This window comes from Lederbergia graminis (assembly GCF_042655485.1).
In the GTDB taxonomy this organism is placed as follows: domain Bacteria; phylum Bacillota; class Bacilli; order Bacillales; family Bacillaceae_C; genus Lederbergia; species Lederbergia graminis.
Genome location: NZ_JBHSMC010000003.1, coordinates 137,094 through 155,717, shown reverse-complemented (window position 1 = coordinate 155,717; position 18,624 = coordinate 137,094). Strand labels below are relative to the sequence as shown.

The 18,624-nt window shown below is 35.1% G+C and carries 26 protein-coding genes and 1 pseudogene; 4 read left to right on the top strand and 23 right to left on the bottom strand.

Annotated elements, in window-relative coordinates; translation table 11 throughout:
* Window positions 1-54: 54 nt before the first annotated feature.
* The 7 genes from ACFPM4_RS05280 to ACFPM4_RS05250 form a co-directional block, all read right to left on the bottom strand.
* Entirely contained in the window at window positions 55-672 is a 618-nt protein-coding gene (locus tag ACFPM4_RS05280) for a class I SAM-dependent methyltransferase (protein ID WP_382348618.1), read from the bottom strand.
* A gap of 104 nt (window positions 673-776) precedes the next feature.
* The gene (locus tag ACFPM4_RS05275; protein WP_382348615.1) at window positions 777-1,403 is read right to left on the bottom strand and encodes an NUDIX hydrolase; all 627 of its coding nucleotides are present in this window, start codon (window positions 1,401-1,403) and stop codon (window positions 777-779) included.
* Window positions 1,404-1,440: 37 nt separating this feature from the next.
* Window positions 1,441-1,890, bottom strand: a complete 450-nt coding sequence (locus ACFPM4_RS05270) for a DUF3997 domain-containing protein (protein WP_382348612.1) — start codon at window positions 1,888-1,890, stop codon at window positions 1,441-1,443.
* Between the two features lie 35 nt (window positions 1,891-1,925).
* Window positions 1,926-2,402, bottom strand: coding sequence for a GNAT family N-acetyltransferase (locus ACFPM4_RS05265; RefSeq protein ID WP_382348932.1), 477 nt, complete (start codon window positions 2,400-2,402; stop codon window positions 1,926-1,928).
* Window positions 2,403-2,611: 209 nt separating this feature from the next.
* Window positions 2,612-3,619, bottom strand: a complete 1,008-nt coding sequence (locus tag ACFPM4_RS05260) for a DUF3231 family protein (RefSeq protein ID WP_382348609.1) — start codon at window positions 3,617-3,619, stop codon at window positions 2,612-2,614.
* 139 nt (window positions 3,620-3,758) lie between these two features.
* On the bottom strand, window positions 3,759-4,148 hold the full coding sequence (locus ACFPM4_RS05255; protein WP_382348606.1) for an HIT family protein: 390 nt from the start codon (window positions 4,146-4,148) through the stop codon (window positions 3,759-3,761).
* Window positions 4,149-4,181: 33 nt separating this feature from the next.
* The gene (locus ACFPM4_RS05250; RefSeq protein ID WP_382348603.1) at window positions 4,182-4,703 is read right to left on the bottom strand and encodes a GNAT family N-acetyltransferase; all 522 of its coding nucleotides are present in this window, start codon (window positions 4,701-4,703) and stop codon (window positions 4,182-4,184) included.
* Window positions 4,704-5,506: 803 nt separating this feature from the next.
* Between ACFPM4_RS05250 and ACFPM4_RS05245 the strand changes: the two genes are divergently transcribed.
* Window positions 5,507-6,121, top strand: a complete 615-nt coding sequence (locus ACFPM4_RS05245; RefSeq protein ID WP_382348600.1) for a class I SAM-dependent methyltransferase — start codon at window positions 5,507-5,509, stop codon at window positions 6,119-6,121.
* Here ACFPM4_RS05245 and ACFPM4_RS05240 read toward each other — a convergent pair whose 3' ends face one another.
* From ACFPM4_RS05240 to ACFPM4_RS05225, 4 genes are read right to left on the bottom strand one after another with little or no spacing between them, the layout of a single operon-like run.
* Window positions 6,122-6,577 (bottom strand): SRPBCC family protein, encoded by a 456-nt coding sequence (locus ACFPM4_RS05240; protein ID WP_382348597.1) that lies wholly within the window; start codon window positions 6,575-6,577, stop codon window positions 6,122-6,124.
* A 22-nt stretch (window positions 6,578-6,599) separates the two neighbouring features.
* Window positions 6,600-7,139 carry a GrpB family protein gene (locus ACFPM4_RS05235; RefSeq protein ID WP_382348594.1) on the bottom strand — a complete coding sequence of 180 codons (540 nt, stop codon included), beginning with the start codon at window positions 7,137-7,139 and terminating at the stop codon, window positions 6,600-6,602.
* Window positions 7,140-7,152: 13 nt separating this feature from the next.
* A complete protein-coding gene (locus tag ACFPM4_RS05230) occupies window positions 7,153-7,740 on the bottom strand; it encodes a YdeI/OmpD-associated family protein (protein ID WP_382348591.1) in 588 nt (195 codons plus the stop codon).
* Window positions 7,741-7,770: 30 nt separating this feature from the next.
* Window positions 7,771-8,262: an NUDIX hydrolase gene (locus ACFPM4_RS05225; RefSeq protein WP_382348588.1), complete on the bottom strand. Its 492-nt coding sequence runs from the start codon at window positions 8,260-8,262 to the stop codon at window positions 7,771-7,773.
* Window positions 8,263-8,517: 255 nt separating this feature from the next.
* On the opposite strand from ACFPM4_RS05225, the gene ACFPM4_RS05220 reads away from it, so the two are divergent.
* Both ACFPM4_RS05220 and ACFPM4_RS05215 read left to right on the top strand, forming a co-directional pair.
* Window positions 8,518-8,847, top strand: coding sequence for a PadR family transcriptional regulator (locus tag ACFPM4_RS05220; RefSeq protein WP_144926561.1), 330 nt, complete (start codon window positions 8,518-8,520; stop codon window positions 8,845-8,847).
* A 16-nt stretch (window positions 8,848-8,863) separates the two neighbouring features.
* A complete protein-coding gene (locus ACFPM4_RS05215; RefSeq protein ID WP_382348585.1) occupies window positions 8,864-9,589 on the top strand; it encodes a pentapeptide repeat-containing protein in 726 nt (241 codons plus the stop codon).
* Window positions 9,590-9,707: 118 nt separating this feature from the next.
* Here ACFPM4_RS05215 and ACFPM4_RS05210 read toward each other — a convergent pair whose 3' ends face one another.
* From ACFPM4_RS05210 to ACFPM4_RS05195, 4 genes are all read right to left on the bottom strand, one after another.
* Entirely contained in the window at window positions 9,708-10,754 is a 1,047-nt protein-coding gene (locus ACFPM4_RS05210; RefSeq protein WP_382348582.1) for a phosphotransferase enzyme family protein, read from the bottom strand.
* Between the two features lie 46 nt (window positions 10,755-10,800).
* Window positions 10,801-11,208 carry an NUDIX hydrolase gene (locus ACFPM4_RS05205; protein WP_144926552.1) on the bottom strand — a complete coding sequence of 136 codons (408 nt, stop codon included), beginning with the start codon at window positions 11,206-11,208 and terminating at the stop codon, window positions 10,801-10,803.
* Window positions 11,209-11,362: 154 nt separating this feature from the next.
* Window positions 11,363-11,824 (bottom strand): SRPBCC family protein, encoded by a 462-nt coding sequence (locus tag ACFPM4_RS05200; protein ID WP_382348579.1) that lies wholly within the window; start codon window positions 11,822-11,824, stop codon window positions 11,363-11,365.
* A gap of 133 nt (window positions 11,825-11,957) precedes the next feature.
* Window positions 11,958-12,167: a hypothetical protein gene (locus ACFPM4_RS05195; RefSeq protein WP_382348576.1), complete on the bottom strand. Its 210-nt coding sequence runs from the start codon at window positions 12,165-12,167 to the stop codon at window positions 11,958-11,960.
* 248 nt (window positions 12,168-12,415) lie between these two features.
* Here ACFPM4_RS05195 and ACFPM4_RS05190 point away from each other — a divergent pair.
* Window positions 12,416-13,384, top strand: a pseudogene (locus ACFPM4_RS05190) (NAD(P)-dependent alcohol dehydrogenase).
* Between the two features lie 168 nt (window positions 13,385-13,552).
* Here ACFPM4_RS05190 and ACFPM4_RS05185 read toward each other — a convergent pair.
* The 8 genes from ACFPM4_RS05185 to ACFPM4_RS05150 form a co-directional block, all read right to left on the bottom strand.
* Window positions 13,553-14,386, bottom strand: a complete 834-nt coding sequence (locus ACFPM4_RS05185) for a nucleotidyltransferase domain-containing protein (RefSeq protein ID WP_382348573.1) — start codon at window positions 14,384-14,386, stop codon at window positions 13,553-13,555.
* Between the two features lie 121 nt (window positions 14,387-14,507).
* The gene (locus ACFPM4_RS05180; RefSeq protein WP_382348570.1) at window positions 14,508-14,903 is read right to left on the bottom strand and encodes a hypothetical protein; all 396 of its coding nucleotides are present in this window, start codon (window positions 14,901-14,903) and stop codon (window positions 14,508-14,510) included.
* Between the two features lie 28 nt (window positions 14,904-14,931).
* Window positions 14,932-15,783: a DUF817 domain-containing protein gene (locus ACFPM4_RS05175; protein WP_382348567.1), complete on the bottom strand. Its 852-nt coding sequence runs from the start codon at window positions 15,781-15,783 to the stop codon at window positions 14,932-14,934.
* 61 nt (window positions 15,784-15,844) lie between these two features.
* Window positions 15,845-16,060 carry a helix-turn-helix domain-containing protein gene (locus ACFPM4_RS05170; RefSeq protein WP_382348564.1) on the bottom strand — a complete coding sequence of 72 codons (216 nt, stop codon included), beginning with the start codon at window positions 16,058-16,060 and terminating at the stop codon, window positions 15,845-15,847.
* A gap of 11 nt (window positions 16,061-16,071) precedes the next feature.
* Window positions 16,072-16,548, bottom strand: coding sequence for a DUF2975 domain-containing protein (locus ACFPM4_RS05165; protein ID WP_382348561.1), 477 nt, complete (start codon window positions 16,546-16,548; stop codon window positions 16,072-16,074).
* Between the two features lie 168 nt (window positions 16,549-16,716).
* Window positions 16,717-17,172: a hypothetical protein gene (locus ACFPM4_RS05160; protein WP_382348558.1), complete on the bottom strand. Its 456-nt coding sequence runs from the start codon at window positions 17,170-17,172 to the stop codon at window positions 16,717-16,719.
* A gap of 119 nt (window positions 17,173-17,291) precedes the next feature.
* Window positions 17,292-17,678 carry a hypothetical protein gene (locus ACFPM4_RS05155; RefSeq protein ID WP_382348555.1) on the bottom strand — a complete coding sequence of 129 codons (387 nt, stop codon included), beginning with the start codon at window positions 17,676-17,678 and terminating at the stop codon, window positions 17,292-17,294.
* 129 nt (window positions 17,679-17,807) lie between these two features.
* A complete protein-coding gene (locus ACFPM4_RS05150; RefSeq protein WP_382348552.1) occupies window positions 17,808-18,590 on the bottom strand; it encodes a class I SAM-dependent methyltransferase in 783 nt (260 codons plus the stop codon).
* Window positions 18,591-18,624 lie beyond the last annotated feature (34 nt).

The following is an 18,624-nucleotide window of genomic DNA, read 5'->3' as shown; positions in this document are numbered from 1 at the left end:
GTGTTCCCCCTCACATCCCAAATTAATTATTCATATTTTTTTACTTCCACACATTTATTTTCTCAAAATGATAGATTGAAAATGATATTTCCCACCTACTACCTCTTTTGATACTACATTAAAATACTCTATGTAAAAGAACTCAGATAGTAATTCTTTTATGGACTCATCATCATAAAAGGAAAAGAATCTCTTTGGGTTATAGGGATCTTCTTCCCAAATCCCTTCATGATTTTCTCCGCCATAAACACCGAGATAAAATAAGCCACCTGTTATCAAAACCCTTTTCATCTCCTGAAGGACAGTTCTTATGCTTTCTTTTGGAACATGTAGTAAACAATTAAGGGCCCATATAGCTTCAAAGTGATTGTCTGGAAATTCAAGATGATAGAAGCTCATCACTTGAGCGTCTAAACCCTTCTCTTTACATATCTTGACCATTTCAGGAGAAATATCCGTACAGATAGGATGTAATCCTTCATCTTTAAAATAAAGACTATCCTTCCCTGTTCCCGCTCCAATTTCCAATAAACGGCTATATTTATCACTTTTTATTTTATTTATAAATATAGATCTTTCTTTCACTTTCCAATCTTGCAGCTTAACTTGATCTCTTTCCGTAGCCATATTGTTATATGATTCTATAATCTTTTGTTGATATGAATTATTCATACTGCCTCCAAGATTGTTTTATTACTTCCACAAAAAAATAAAATCTGTAGAAATTCAAATTTTCATTGCAGCAAACATGTCCGTTCCCTCGATACAAAAACAAGTCAACTTGTTACATGTTCTTTTATTTTTTGGACGACCTCCTGATAAAATAAAGTGTCATGAGGTACAAATTTATCCTTACCTACAGTTTCAGCAAACATATTTTTATTACCTTCTTTATCTATTTTAAAGCCGCTAACTTGGATTGTTTCTCGCTCGCCTAACCAAAGCTCACTGAAATCCTTCAATTCCACTAGCACAATTCCAGCAACTTCATCTATTTGAACAGTAAAATCCGTTAGTTGATGTTCACATTTATACAGAAAAGTATGTGCCAATTCTTTGTCAATAAGATTCTCATTTATTACACAGTATTCTAGAATGCCTAACTTCTGTAAATCATAAAAATCAACATCAATACCGACTTCCTCTTTTATCTCCCTAATACCATCCTGAACGGATTCATCTGCCAGTAAATGTCCACCAACTGTAATATCCAATAGCCCCGGATAGTCTTTCTTTTCATCACTCCGTAGTTGTAGATAAATATACTCTTTACCATTTATATTCGTCACAAACCAACAATGAAAAGTTTCATGCCAATATCCTAATCTATGGACATCACTACGGGAAGCAACCCCTATGACATTTCTTTTGTCATCAAATATCTTAATAAATTCGTTTTCCATTTATAGACCTCTAAATCTTTGATTTTCAAGTAAAAAACTACCTATATTCATTCACATACTTCAGTTTTACACTCTCCAGGACACCTAACTCATTCCTTTTTTCTTCAAAATCACCCTCATCAAATGGACCATATACCTCTTCTGAATGAACAGCCAATATCCAAAAGTTCGCATTATCCTCATCCGGTATTTTATAGCCATTATTACTATTCGGGTCTCTCTTCAATCCAAGTTGTTTCACAAGAATGTAGTTATCATCCCATCCCAACATCACCACTTTTGCTGGAATAATTATACTACTCCAGTGTGTATCACTAATCTGCCTTGATGTCTCTGATGATATTATTACTTGATGTGCGGAAAGACTTTCAACTGAATAATCACCTGGAAGTTCTAAACTAAAATCCTGGACTCCAGGACAGCCTGTTAATAGCAATAAAGATAATACTGAAATAATGAAATAACTGAATTTCCTCCCTTTTAACATGTAAGCCCCCTTATACTAAACCAAACTCGTTGTATTTAATCTTTTAAAACTTTTTTATAGAATACAAGAGTTGCGTACTCATTTAACTTCTTTTTAACTCCTGTTTGGCTATATCCCATCTTTTCATATAGATGACAATTTCGTTCTTCTTCTAATAATGTATCTAGTTCCCACGATTGTGCTTTCGGGAACATTTTCTCGATGATCGTTATAGTTTTCTGAGCAATTCCGTTTCCTTGAAATGCTGGGTGAATGAACATTGGACTAATACAAAACTGATAGTTCTCTTTCCAGTAAATACAGATAGCACCTACTAGAATATTGTCTGCGAGTATTTTATAAAACCCACCATTTGATCGATTAATTCTTCTTATCACTTTTTCGATTGTTTCATTTGCAGGATTTGTTTCGTAATCTTGATATTTTTGTAACAATGGCATAAATGATTCAACTTGAAGTTCAAAAATTGCTTGTGCATCATTATTCGTTGCCCTTTCTAACACAACCTCCATTAACTTCACCGACTTACCTCATGTTTTTGTAAAACTATTAACTGTTTTCTATGTATTTATTTTTTTAAAATGACTCACTTAAATAAGACCCCAGAACGCAATTACCCTATTAACCTACTTTTCGACTGAATGATTAAAATTAGCTAGAATATACACATGGAGAAAAAAGAGCGCTCTTCTTCTTTTCCTCTATGTGTATAAAACTTATGCTAGTCCTTAGCCAATTCTTCCCTAGAAATTGCTAGAGGAGGCTGCTCTAACCATTCGTTTGCAATCAATATATTGACACCATCTTCCGCATACTTTAAAATTTCTCCCGACAAACGGGTAAAGTCAACAACCAAATCACTTTTTCGACTAGCAGAAATAGCTGCTCCGTAGTTACCAATTCCAGCGTACATCATTAGTCCAAAGTGGAACATCATTAATTTATCAGAAAAAGGGGATTCTGTAGAATCCGTGACTTCGTGATCAAATGACATTGGAACCGGCAATGAATTATTTTTTAAGTAATCACCAAAAACACTAATATGCTTTAAGGCAATTTCTTTTCCTCTTAGCATATAATCACGAACCTTTTTCGTCCCAGTTACTTGAGAAAAAGCTGTTGCTAGGCTTGTTCCTATTTGATTTGTTTCAATATTAAACTGCAGCTGGCTTACTTCTTCTCCAGTTAGTGCTTCCCGTCTTCCAAGCCCCTCCAATAAAAACGATTGTTTCTGTACAAACTCATTTTTTTGCGGATATGGTATAGTGGGCGGGCGTGAATCTAGCCCTTTATCTATCAGAACTTCTGTAATTTCATTATAAAGTTGCACCGTTGAGGTTAAACATTTTGAAAAAAACCCGCGTATATCTTGTCTATAAATATGCTGTAAAACTCTTCCATATGTAGTTATACCACCATTTGTCATTTGCTTCATATATTTTATATAGAAAGTATCCGTAAACAGACGTTTTGCTTTTGTATTAACGTCCTTTTCAATAAAACCTATTGGTACCTGAATTTCTTCCTTAGCGAAGATTTGCCGAATTTTCTCTAAATGTTGTTTAGATAAATCTATGGAGTGTGCCATTAATTTTTCTATTTGGCGATCCTCAACATTTTTAAGAAAATACGTAAAAACACAAACTGACATACTGTCTGCCATATATGTACTCCATAAATATGACAGTTCAGCAGAAGTTAACTTAACTTGCTCATGGTGACTTCCCAATTGAATAACCTCCAATTTAAATCTATTCCGTTCTAATAATATGCCTCATTTTAGTAAAAGATATGAGAATAAATTTACCTGAGAGATTGGAGAGCTACACCTAACAAAACTAGATTAATTTGTTGCAATCGTTAAGTCATCAACCAGGCCGCTGCTGGTTTTCTATACTTTTTAACCAATGCCGAATTCCTTTGCCTGCATAGGGTTCGTCACTAAAACGAGGAATTACGTGTAGATGGGCATGCATAATATGCTGACCACCTGTCGTATTGCAGTTCCAGCCAATGTTATAACCATCCGGTCGGTATTTTTCATCTAAAAGAGCTTTTACCTCATGCAATAAAGAATAGGTTGCAGACCACTCATCCACTGTTAAATCGAAAACTGTTTCACGATGTTCAATCGGAACTATGATGCCAGAACCAATTAACACTTCTTGCGGAATTTGTAAAAACATACAATGTTCATTTCTTAGAATTACTTCTTGCTCTTCTACTGATTCAAGATGACAAAATGGACATTCTTCCACTGTAAAATCTCCTCCTATAGAGGCTTTTCGAATTTATAATTCGATCCAAAACCTTTTGATTACATTTCCGTCTTCTTCAATAAAAATCGTATCTGGAACTCCACCGTTATTCAAAATTGTTTTTTCTGATGCAATGTTATGTTCATCACAAGTAACAAGAACCTTCTCCAATCCTAACTCTCTAGTTTTCTGTAGAGATAAAGATAATAGTTTTGTTGCATATCCTTTTCGAGGTTCAGAGGGACGGATACCGTATCCAATGTGGCCACCTCGGTCTAATAATCTCTTTGTTAATCGATGACGGATATTAACAGCACCTATCACTTTTTTGTTTTCGTCCACTAGCCAATATGTGGAGGCAGGCACCCACTTTTCAGGAATATTTTCCTCTTTCTCCGAGTCTAGTAATGATTTAATCATCTCTTGAAAGTTTGATGGTTCCAAACTTATTACCCAAGGTACCATGACCTCTCCACTTTCTTTCCACTCTTGATAAAAAGATAGATATTCAGATTCATAATCCATTGATGGACGAATTAAAAATACTTGCGACATGTAAGCTCCCCCTTTGTGAGTATTTTTTAATTATTTAATGTGTTATCCCCTCTTAAAAAGTCGGGCATTCGTGACATTAATTTTTCTTTTTCTTGAGTAAAACCATACCATCTTTTGTAACAAAGGTAACCGAATAATTATGTAAAAAGCATTTGGTTCATCCCAAATGCTTTTTAGGGCAACTAATATTAATTTGATACTTTATATATCAATAACATTCTTGGCAAAAGTTATTTTTTTTACTATAAATTGTTATTCCAGTTCTACCCTCTTCATTTTCCAATTATTAATTACCATATTTGAAACATACCGAATTACTAACATCCCGATGAAAATAAATAGCCCAGTTAATAGAATTGTGAGGTTCATTCCTAATGGATTAAACCAAGAATTATTAGGAGGCGTTATTAACCTTCCCCCTAACACTACTGAGAAAATAATGCTGATGATCTGTGCTATAAGAATAAATAGAAGTTTGATTTTCCTTAATAAAAGTCCTGTAAAAATAACAAATAATATTATTCCTGTTAATAAAAACGGGGAACCATTCGGAAACTGAGATGTTTCAAAGTAGTGATACAGAAAGGATAATGGTGCTAATAAAAGTACAAAACATATGATCTTAATTAAAATTACCTTCTTTCATTTATATCTATAAAAAACTACTATCTATAATTTCGACAAATAGCAATATTTCCCTGCACTTATTGTTAATTTAATTCAGTTCGTTTAATTAGACAGCCTAAATTATCATTGTTAATATGGTCATACTAAAAAACACTGAATAAACAAAAGGAGTTAATATGGAAAATAACGTGTTTGAACAGATGGCAAAAAGGTATGATACAGAAGATAGAATAGAATTAGCTAATGTGATTGCTAAAGAAGTCCGCTCTACATTACAGAATTGCGAAACGAAAACTTTGATGGATTATGGGAGTGGTACGGGGCTAGTTAGTTTAGAGTTAGTTGATTTAGTACAATCTATTTTGTTGGTAGACTCATCCCAACAAATGTTAGAGGTTGCAGAGGCTAAGATTACGCAAAGAGGAATTCCAAACGCTAAGGTGCTATACTCCGATTTTACTCAAGAAACCCCTGATGTAAAGGTAGATATCATTCTCATGTCGCTCGTTCTTCTTCATATTCCCGATACTAAAAAGATACTACATAATTTATTCGGGATGTTAAATAATGGTGGAAAGCTTATTATTGTTGATTTTGATAAGAACGACAAAATATATCATCCGAAAGTTCATAATGGCTTTGCGCATGAAGAGCTAAAAGAAACATTGTCCCAGGTTGGTTTCTCCTCTATGGAAATGAAAACATTTTATCACGGGGAAAATATTTTCATGAAACAAGATGCTTCCATGTTTATTTCGACTAGTATAAAAAAAGATGCTGAATCATCCTAACTATTGGCTGCTTTCAGCAATCTTTTTCAACGCTTTTGCACGTGATCTTATAAATTCAGTCATATATTTTTCTAAAAATAATTTATCTGCTATAACACCTAAGGGACCTAATGGGGATTTATATTCAAAGATATCCACCATGATAGTTCCCTTTTCTTTCTCCATAAATTGATGGGTATGAGTAAAAGAATGGAATGCACCTTTCACCATCACATCCACAAATTTCGTTGGTTTCTTCAAATAGGTTACTTTCGCTGTTAACTTTTGTTTTATACCGAAGTGAGTTGCTTCCCACGTAACATGATCGCCTTCTTCTAATAACCCTTGTGTAACACCGCCAACTGCTTTCTCCTTTGTTCTTGTTGTGGTCTTCGTATGTATTTCTACATCTCTAGCTAGATCAAAGCAAATATCTATTGGAGCTTGTATAAAAATTTCGTGCCGAATAATGGGCATTTACATCACCACTCCAATCATTTCATATTCTGTTCCTACTCCACTCAAGTGCTCTTTTCTCCAAATTTTTCACGAACTCATGTTTACCATTGCTGTATGCTTCAATGTCTTTTGGAAACTCTTTCGCAAGGTGTTCCTTCAACTTTCCATATGCTATCTTCTCATTTTCATGAGCTCTCAAATAATCACGAACTGCTAAATGGCGTTCAATTTCGTTTGTATTGTCATACTGAAAAACATGGATTTGGTGTGTGCGGTTTTCTCCACCTTTTCGGAAATAACGTCTTCCTTTCATGCCAAACTCCCCGAGTGGTTCGTAACCAATTTCAACCATGCTTTTATTGAAATTATCAACTTTCTCCATGTCCTTTACTATTGGCATCATATCGATGATCGGCTTCGCTTTTAAATTTGGGATTGCTGTACTGCCGATATGATGAATTCCAACAAGTTCCTCCTTAAAAATCCCCTTTACTAAGGCAGCTTCTGTTTCAAATAATTGTTTCCAATTTTGATCGTAATCTATCACAACAATATTCATAGCACGATTAATAATAACCATTCACCCCCTAGAACTAATCATGCAATCCTTTTCCGGCGAGAATTTGCTCCATATATTTTTCAATTCTCGACTCTCGCGTCTTGGATTGCTTCGCTTTGGAAAAATAGATTACATATGCTCTTTGCCGACCTAGTGTTAAAGCTTCAAAAGCAGTTTTCAAATCTGGATATTCGTCGAATTTCTGAAGCAATTCCACTGGAATCTCTAATTCCTCTTTCTTATCAACATTCACTTCCACATTCGCTTTTTCTACTGCTTCATTAATGTAATCTTTTATTATAGACTCTAGCTGAACTACCTCTTCTGTATTCGTAAAACGAATCTGACGTTGAGTTTGTGAATTTTCTCCAGGTTTGACTAGAATATTGTTCACATCAGTTATCAAGATTCCCTTAAAAAACATCAGCGCAAAGTATTCCTTAAATGGTTGCATGATGGCGATATTATTGTTTTGAAACGTATAACATGGTTTATTCCATTTCAATTCTTCCGTAAGTCCGCATTCTAAAATGATTTCTCGTAGCTGCGTCATTTCTTCCTGCCACTTAGTCGTCTTATTTAAAAATTCATCAATTTTAGGATTCATTTTGTTTTTTGTCATGATGCATATCTTCACTTTCTTTTATTTTTTTCAAATACAATATTGTAGTACTTCCCATTCATCATAGCTAACTGCATCTATATCTAAATTCTTTGTTCTTATCCATTCAAATGCCTTCAGCACCAATGGTGAAGCATTATTAATATGAACATCAGACTCCGAAACCCATACAGCTCCAAGCGAATCTTGCCCCTCAAATTGTTCCGGCACGATGATTTCTCCACCTACTATTTTCACCATGTAATAAACTGCTATATGATGGACATGTGTAAATTCCTTCCATAACCAAGGGAGTGTAAAGTCGATCACTCCAATATTATCTTCAATTTTAATAGCAAGCCCAGTTTCTTCTAGAAATTCACGTTTCATTGCATTCGCTAATGACTCCCCTTCTTCTAAGCTACCTCCAGGAAGGTCATATCTATTTATATAAGGGCCACCGTTTTTATGAATTACTAACAGTTTATCATCTTGTATGCAAACACCATAAACCCCAAATGCTCTATGAAATTTTTTAGTCATATCATTCTCCTTTTCTTACTTTAATTCGCTATTTTCAAAGATAAACCTGCATTTTTGGGCAGATATTTAGCTAACAAAAAACTTATTTCGCTTAATCCCGCTCTATAAAAAGAGTTTATGCGTTCTAACTTTTTCACCATCTAGACCTCTTTATCGTTCATTTATACATAAACAGATCTCAGCAAAATTATACCTGACAATATACCTTGACAGACATAGTAATATGTATTACGTTATACTAAAGGAGGTGAGTTTGTGGGCGAACAAAAATTGAACTCCGACTTACTCCGGGGGCATGCAGACACCATGATATTAAAGCTCCTACTAGACGGAGATAAATACGGTTATGAAATTAGTAAGCTTATACGAGTAAATTCTGATGAGCAATTTGAGTTAAAGGAAGCAACCATGTATTCCAGTCTTAAGCGACTTGAAAAAGAAGGGGATATTGAATCTTATTGGGGGGATGCGACTCAAGGCGGAAGGCGCAAATATTATAAGATTTCACCATCTGGAGTACAGACATATAAACAAAATAAAGAAAATTGGGAGCAAGCAAAAATTATATTAGATCGATTGCTATAAGGGAGGATAATAAAGGATGATCCAACAATTAGAGGAGCATGTGCATACTATTTTCACACCTTATTTACATGTGACTGCAGCTCAAGAACTTCAAGAAGAACTTTTACAAAACCTAAAAGAAAAATACAATGATTATAAGCAACAAGGTTTAAACGATAAAGAAGCCTATGATTTTACAATTAATTCTATTGGTGAAGTTTCCGAGCTCGTAGAATCTATTCATGACCACATTAACGAGGCGAAGCAGAATGGAAGTGTGAATATTCCTGATGAAATTGCCCCCAATTCTAGATTCCATTCCACTACACTACGTAACGAAAATTTTACTTCGATGGATTTAGAGGGTACCACATTTTCACATTCTGATTTAACTGATAGTACATTCACTTCCAGTGATTTAGAAAACTGTACATTTGAAAATGTTAATTTTACCAGCTCATCTTTTGTAAGCTCTGATCTACAAAACGTAGTATTTAAAGATTGTATATTTAATAGCGTGAATTTTACTAGTTGTGATTTGGATAGCGTTATCATTGATGGAGGAACATTTAATCAGGTTACATTTAACTCTTGTTGTTTTGATAATACAAAGTTTCATCATGTAATACTTAATAACGTTCAATTTAATGATTCAGATGTAAATGACATTGAATTGGAAGGCGTAAGTGTAGATAAGATAACATACGACTTTCTAAGTGATGCAAACGTAAACCTTAGTAAGGTTACATTAAAGTCGATATAGTTTTTGTGATGTTGAAATATTCCAAGGTTTCTACTAATCTACGCTGATTGGATTCCTGACAATTTCCCATATGACAGGAATCCTTTGTATCCTGAATCTCCAAACAAATCCTGAGTATTTATTTGAATGCATTCACCCAGCGATTTAGATCCTTTATAATATTTAAAGCCCACTGTACTTCATCGAGCATATTCGCTGCATGGCGTTGTGCAGCTTCTTCATCATCCAATAAGGCAATCCAGCCTCCGATTGACCATAGTGGTTGTCGCGCCATTGCGATTGGAAGTGCAGCTCTTTCAGTTTTTGATAAATGGTTGTTCAACCCTTCATCGTAAGCATCCACGAGTCGACGTAATTTATCTAAACGCTTATCTGTGATTGGTTCTGCGGAACAATCATAGAAGTACAAAATAAGAGCAAGATCATCAATCCGAGCACGTTCTCCCATATAATCAAAATCATTTACTAGGACAATTCGTCCATCTTTAAAAAACACATTATTATCCCAGTAATCCCCATGGACAATTTGCTTAGGCAATAAAGGAATGTCCGTTGTAATTACACTTTGCGCCAACAGCTCTGCTGCATCTGCTAGTTTTGTATTTTCAGATGATTGATTCCATCTCCGTATCCTATTTATCCCTTTCCATGTCATATTCATTACATTTTCTGGGTCAATATAATTAGCAAAACGGGGAGTTTTTCCATCTGGACTACACTCGATATTTTGAAGAATGCTATGGATTCGTCCTAACAGAGGAAGACCCTTCATAAGATACTTCCATGAATTCATGTGTTCATCACTTTCTACATATCTCTCTACCTCCACGAGCCGATGTTCAAAAACTACCCATGAATGTCCTGATTGAGTAAGCTCGACTTCTGAAACGGGTATTCCCTGCATATGAAGTGTATGACGAACAAGATTAATATCAGCTAATCTTGCAGCATTTACATATGGTCGGTACACTCGGATGACAAAGCGGTCACTGTTATGTATAGCGAGGAGATTTAAACAGGAAGACCCACCAAGATCTTTGATTATTTTCAAATGTGGGAACCCATATGAGTTTCGGACAATATGAAGTAGTTCTTCGGATGGAATTGCGCGTAAACCACGTGCTCCATTACCAGCATTATCATTTAATCTCGATTGCTCATACATTATATCGCCACCTATTTTTAGCTTTCACTTGTAGTTAGGATTTCGGCTAGAATTCTACATAGAAAGGATGTGTACTCTCATCTAAACAATGCTCAATTCTCTGCCTGAAGTTTTTCCAAGTAACCATTTCCAATGCTTGCTCTATTGGAAAAAATCCTACTTCCAAACTTTCCGAACTTGTCGTTGGTACTCCTCCAATTGGTTTCGCCAGGAATAATGTATTACATATACTTCTGTCTACATTTTGATAGATTCCACAAAATTTTGTAATTTCTACATCAATCCCTGATTCTTCCTTTGTTTCTCTAATTGCGGCTTCTTTCAACGATTCTCCTTCTTCTACTTGTCCACCTGGCATTTCCCAACCTCTTCTAGGTCCTTTGATCAATAATAATTCGTCCTTATCATTCACAACAATTGTTGCCGCTGAAACAATATGTTTAGGTATTTTCATATCTTTTCCCCCAAATATAGTTCATATATATCTACAATTCGGCAGAAGTACCTTTTCCCCTGCATAATTAATAAATTCACTCCAACGCAAATAAGCGACAATCTTTAATAGATTATCGCTTAGGCAAAAAAATATTGGCAGTTATCATACTAGTTTATACATGAGCATCAGGAGATTTATCTGCTACAACATTCAATATAACATTATGTTCGAGTAGTGCCTTTAGAGCGCACAGTACCATCGTGTATCCTCCCATTGAATCAATTGCATAGCTGACGATCTCATCTCCGTTTCCTGGAAAATCAAAATTGGTAATCGAAACAAAAGTTTCCTCTTCACCTCTAGGCGTAAATATCCATTCTGTTTTCGTATTATCAGATGATTGAATCCTAATCAATTTGTTTTGCTCGACTTTTTCTACTAGAAGATCATCCGAAACACCATACATTTCCCATTCCCACTTAATCTGCTTTCCTTCTTCTAATCTTCCACTACTCTTTGTGAACCAAAAATTCGTCGAAATTTCCGGATTAATGAATGCTTCAAATACTTCCTCAACAGGTCTCCGTATAAGCATCTCTGCTTTTACAACTGGCTTTTTATTAAGTGTAAGCATTTTGTTCTCCTTTCACCTTTTAAAACTGCTCTACCTTGGTCTATTTTAATTTACTTTATAAGCATATCTCACGCATTAAGCAATTAAACACAAAAATCCTGAATTCAAAAAGATAAAATCAGGATTTTTGTATTTAACGGGATGCTTTCGGTGGCTGGCACACGTCACATTTCCGTTGGTTATTTTCTTTAAATTTTTTAAATGTCTTCTCAAAATTAGTACCACACGCACATTTAAATAATAACTTCTGAGAAAAACCATGGTACTCTGTCGTTAGTAACGTACTATCCGAATTTTTCTCCACAAATTCTTTTATTTTCTCGATTGTCCATCTTTTATTCATTCTTATACCACTCCATATGCTTTAAAAGTACAAGCTTTTTTCACTTAGTATTTTCTTTAGCTTCTTATTGTAACACGTGATAGGACTCAATGAAATAGAACTGTCATCATTGTTATATACAGATACTCAGCATCATGATCAACTTTTATTTATATTTTGTAAATTCAATCAATTTATGAATCTATTTAATTTATCATTCGTAAGATAGTGAATAGCCACTGTACTTATGTTAATTAGGAGGAAATCCGATGAAAGCAGTAGTTAGTAAAAAGTATGGTTCACCTGAAGTTCTTGAAACAACAGAAGTAGAAAGACCAAGCGTTTTAGATGGGCAAGTCTTGGTAAAAGTTCATGCCGCCTCCTTAAATTTTAGTAACGTTGTTTTATTAAGAGGGGAGCCATTTTTAGCTCGCTTCGCTTTTGGATTAAGGAAACCAAAATACTCCATTCCAGGAAGTGACATTGCTGGCGTTGTGGAGGAAATTGGCAATAATGTTACCCAATTTCAAATAGGCGATAAGGTGTTTGGCGATCTCTCTGGTTGTGGTTGGGGAGGTTTCGCAGAATATGTTTCTGTTTCAGAAAAAGCATTAGCTCTTATGCCACGCAATATCTCCTATGAGGAAGCTGCAGCTGCACCCATGGCGAGTGTCACCGCCTTACAAGCCTTACGTGATAAGGGGAAACTTACATCCGGACAAAAGGTTTTAATTTACGGAGCATCTGGAGGAGTTGGTACCTACGCTGTGCAAATAGCTAAATCCCTAGGAGGAGAAGTTACAGGTGTATGTAGTACCAAAAATGTAGAGATTCTGAAATCTCTTGGAGTTGACCACGTAATTGATTATAAAAAAGACGACTTCACACAAACCTCTCAACGATATGATGTAATTCTCGCTGTCAATGGATCCATCCCGCTTTCGGCATATAAAAAACTACTAAAAAAGAATGGTAACTTTGTCCTTGTTGGCGGTGGTTCTACAGCACAATTATTTCAAACTATGTTTCTAGGTCCCTTTATTTCAATGAGCGGGAAGAAACTGAATAACTTCCTCCATTGACCAAGCCAGAAAGATCTTGTTTATGTAAAAGAATTATTAGAATCTGGTAAAGTAAAATCTGTTATAGATAAGACCTATGAATTATCGAATATACAACAAGCTTTCCATTATTTCGAAGAAGGGCACGCTCAAGGGAAAGTTGTGATTACGATATAAATATGTACCTACCAATATATAATCTTCTTTTTGGGAATCATTCAGCGGCTTTGATTCCCTTCTGAAGGGATTTTTCTACTTCTTGGGAATCATACTGCGGTTTTGATTCCCTCCTGAAAAGATTTCTCCTTCTCGGGAATCATACACCGCCTTTGATTCTTCTATATCTCACATCACCATACGTAAGATACGATCTACCCATTCTGGATTTTCCGCTATCCCTAGTTTTTCACATAAACTTTTATGAACTCGTTTAAACTCCGGGAACATACTTTGCATCACATGTGTAATTTGAGTTGGATCGCGGCTGCTATCCCATTTTTCTAAAAGCAACAATTGCGAGTCTGATAGTTTACTTCTATTCCCCTCTAATTTTGCCCAATCACCAAATGTGTTTGGTTGAATACCTGCATCCATATACCAAGCAGTCACCATCGATAACCGCATATTATCTAGACAGTGGAGAGCATAATATAATTCATTTCTCATCACTCTCCGATAAACTTCATGCGCATAAGCAAAGAATTTTGTTCTCCAAATCTCCACTTCTTCCATTGTTGGCTTATACATCAACTTCATTGATTTCTCTAACGCATCGTTCACTAATCCAGTACTATCGTGAACAATATTGATATTTTGTAGCCAGATGGAAGGTTGAATATCTGTTATTTTATAATAAAAGCTATCTACTTTAATAAATGAGTCATAGTGAGCAATACTGTATGAAGTCCATGGGAAATCCTCGAAATATAGTACGTTTCCCCAATTACGAGCTCGTTGTTTTTTATGCAAACGATAGTCTTCGAAGCATTCATCCTTCACAACAATTCGTAAATCAATGTCTGAAAACAAATCCGTGTTTTGATTTCCTATTGAACCTCCATAATAAATAGCTAATACGTTAGGATCATGAATCAAATCTTGTTCAATTGCAGCTTTTATTCTTTGCCTATGTTTCGGAATCTGTAAATCTCTTTCTTTATGGTTAGATACTAATCCCACACATTGTAAACCAGCTCCTTTGTCTTGATTACGTTTGTACTAAAACTTCGCTACATAAGAGAAAATCCCTGCCTCACACAGTAAAAAGGCGTTAACCCTATTGGATTAACGCCTAAAATCATCACATTTCAGCCTCTATGCGAGCATTTTCAACTTCATCACCTGTAATTTGAAGGAATATGCTCTTATTCTTCTCTAATTGAACCGGAATTTTTTTATTGATTGGAGTAGTGTCCCCATTCTCTAATTGAATCGCCACTCCCATTTGTGCTTCCCCATCTAAAACAAAATCGTCTTCATGAAATTCGAAACTAAGCCAATCTTCTTTCTGTATCTTTTCAAAATTCGCATACACCGTTGTTTGCGAGTGATTCAGCAAATCTACTCGCAAGCCATAGAAATCAAAATTTGCATTGTTCTTAATATTGATGACCAACATATTTTCTTTCGGCTCCATTGGTTTACTCGGACTATATGGACGGTCCATACAAGCTGATAACAAAATCATAAGTAACACCATAGTAAAAGAAAGTTTTTTCATGATTCTATTCCTTTCCTAGCGTATTATCTAAATGCCTAAATTCTAATTTATTTTTCTGTTTCACAAGCTTCAATGTTGCTACAATTAGAAAGCTAACGATTACAAGTAATACCCAAGAACTCACTTTCCCTATGTGCACTAGTTGCCATGTATCGGCTTGATTTGGATATTGCCATGCACCAAAAAAAGTGGCAATATTTTCTGCTATCCAAACGAAAAAGCCAATAAGTACGAATGAAAGTGCGATTGGCATGCGATAAGTAATTCCGTTAACTTCATACTTAACCCAAGATTTCCAAAAGACTATCAGGACAAGTCCCGCTAGCCAATAACGTATATCAATCCAAAAGTGGTGAGTAAAAAAATTCAAATATATAGCTGCTGCAAGAGGTACAACTAAAATAAAAGGTGGCCATTTTACTAATTCTACATGTAACCTTCTCCAAGCCTGACAAAGATAACTTGCTACACTTGCATACATGAATCCACTATACAAAGGAACTCCAAAGATTTTCATATATCCTTCTTCTGGATAAGACCATGATCCCATATGGACTTTAAAAATTTCGAGTCCTAGCCCAATGAGGTGGAATAAAGTGATTACTTTTAATTCGTCGCGTGTTTCAAGACCGGATTTCAACATCCACCATTGCATTAACAAAAAGATTATTAGCAACCAATCATATCGCGGTAAGAATGGAAGTGGAATCATCTTCGTAATAGCCAAGGAAGCAAATACGACGACTGGAAATATACATGATAATGCTTGCTCCCAACCAAAATGAAAAAGTTGTAGGATTCTTTTGACAATAGGATTGGAAGTAAGTCTCACTTCGTTTTGAATAGTTGAAGTCATAGGTACACTCCTTATTTTCTTCATCATCGTAATAAATCAACATTCCTGCAGGGAATAACAATTAGTCATCTACTTCCGCTCGGTATTCGAGGATATCCCCTGGTTGACAATCTAACGCCTTACAAATAGCGGCGAGGGTTGACAATCGGATTGCTTTTGCCTTCCCATTCTTTAAGATAGAAAGATTAGCCATTGTAATCCCTACTTTTTCCGATAGCTCCGTGACACTCATTTTCCTTTTTGCCAACATCACATCAATATTTATAATAATCCCCATTGTTATCACCTCTAGACCGTTAAATCATTTTCAATTTTGAAGTTAATTGCTTCTTGTAAAAGCTTTTGGAGAACTGCAGCAAAGACCGCGATTACGATGGAAGCAAAAATAGGAACCATTCCGACAATGACAAGACCTGGCGCATCGTCTAGTTGTGCTAAAAGAAATACGAATGGCAAAATTACCGTATACAAACTACCGATGATAATTGCACAGACTTTAATATTTTTCAGGTGTTTTACTGACCGTTCTGAAAATGCCTCGTTTCTGTCAATGTAATTTAACAGCTTAAAGGCCTGATATAGTGCCACAAAGAAAGGAATAACGGAAGTAAACAAACCAATTACAATCGGATAGAGTATGTGAGCATAATCTGGATTTGCCGGATTTTTCACCACATCAACTAAAAGTAATATACTTAATGCTAAAACTGATACTCCCATAAGAAAAACTGCTATTTTTAAAAAGAGTGTTGAACCATGTTTCATAAAAAGCACCTCATCAAATTATTTTCATATTGATTATAACAACATATTTATCGTTTTACAATAAATAAATATTCTTTTTAGATATATAATTGCTCTTAAGCAATAAAAAAGGAGCATTCCTAATGGTTAGAAATGCTCCTTACATATGCAGTTTTAGTGCCTTTTATTTCATGAATTGGCTTCTTTCCTCCCTCTATAAAGTAATACAATGATTGCTACAAGGATTGCGACAATAACTACTCCAATAACAGGAATTATGTATTTTGTCACTATATTCATCCAATGAAAAGGTGCTTCATGAACAAAAACTGCCTTTTTCCATTGATTATCATCCACTTCTACAGCGATTGCCTCTTCATTAGAGATTCCTTTTATTTCAAAATATTTTGTACCTCTTGGATATGCATTTGAAGCATCACCATAGTACCTTCCACTCATGTCATTCGGTTTCGTTTTGACCTTACCAATCTTCTTTCCAATTTCATCCTCTATTACGGATTCATCTAACACCTTATATACATTTCCATTCCAAACAACAAATGGATACGCCCAACTTAGGGCAACTACAGTGGTTGAAGAGATAAAAAATAGTAACACAAGCAATAATGCCGTTTTTTTCATCATTATTCCCTCCAATAAAAAAGGTATCACAACCTTTCTCTATATCTTATTTCTTCATATAGTTAAATTGTCCTCTAATTTAAGACACTTCGTTTTCATATTATATATAGCAGTATCTGCTGTTATGACTTCATCTGTTCGTTAAACATTTTTTTCCTTAAGATTTCATCCACTATCCAAAATAGGAAAGCAGATATGAATGTTATAAGAACAAATAGTAAATGCTCAAAAATGTAAGATAACACTAACCCAATTATTAGACCAAAGATAACATGAAACAAAAATGAATTTTTATATCGTTGTTTTTCATTTACATATTTTGTTTTATAGTCAGATAAAATAGATACAGGTATTCCTAAAAATAGGATAAACGGAGCCGTGCCTATAAGAAGAAGACCAAATCCAGCAAATAACGTTTCATAACCATCCACTATTACTACAAAAAAGTTAAGAATTAATCCAGTTAAGAGAGTAGTTAATACAAAACCTAGAAGCTTCCTTAAAACCATCAAATCCCTCCATAAAATTAATATTAAATGCCTTTCAATATCATAAAATTCCATTTACATATTCTAGCTTTCTCTAAAATAAAAAGGTGCACACATCCCGAATGGTTGTATGCACCTGTTTTTCTTATGCTAATCTACCTTCATCTTCACCGCTCTAGTAGCAATGAATGTTTTAATATGTTTATCTATTATCCTCGTTCCACCGAAATCATCTTCATAAAAGCCTGTTATGACAAAACCCGCATCGATTTGGCCTTGGATTTGGTCCTCCAAAGTATGAGCATATTCAATTGTTTGCTCAGAATCCAGATGGTTTTGCACCTCATCTGCTGGCAAATGATCCAATGTCGAAGATGGAATCGAGTGCTTCACTTCAAGAATACCTTTTTCCTCCAACGTTTCATCAAAAAGCCATAATAGTGGATTTGTAAAACCAGAAATTAATATCCCTTTATTTTTTAATACACGGGCTGCTTCTTTCCAAACAGGAAGAACATCTTGTACAAATAAATTTGAGACAGGATGAATAATCATATCAAAATATTCATCTTCAAACATATTAAGATCTGCCATGTCGCCAAAGACCGTTTTTACTGTTAATCCCTCGCGTTCTGCAACCATTTCATCTTGTTGCAATTGTTTCTTCGATAAATCAATCACCGTTACATCTGCTCCTGCTGCTGCAAGAACCGGACCTTGTTGTCCCCCACCAGATGCTAAACAAAGAATTTTCACTCCATCTAAAGATGTCGGAAACCAATCTCTTGGAACAGGTTTTTTAGTCGTTAGGTAAATCTCCCAGTCCCCACGTTTACTTCTTTCAATAATTTCACTGTTTACAGGTAGAGTATACGCTGATCCCTCTTCCACTTTCTTATCCCAAGCAATGCTGTTATGCATTTTTGTATCCATAGCACATCCTCCAATCTAGTGCTGCCTAATTAAT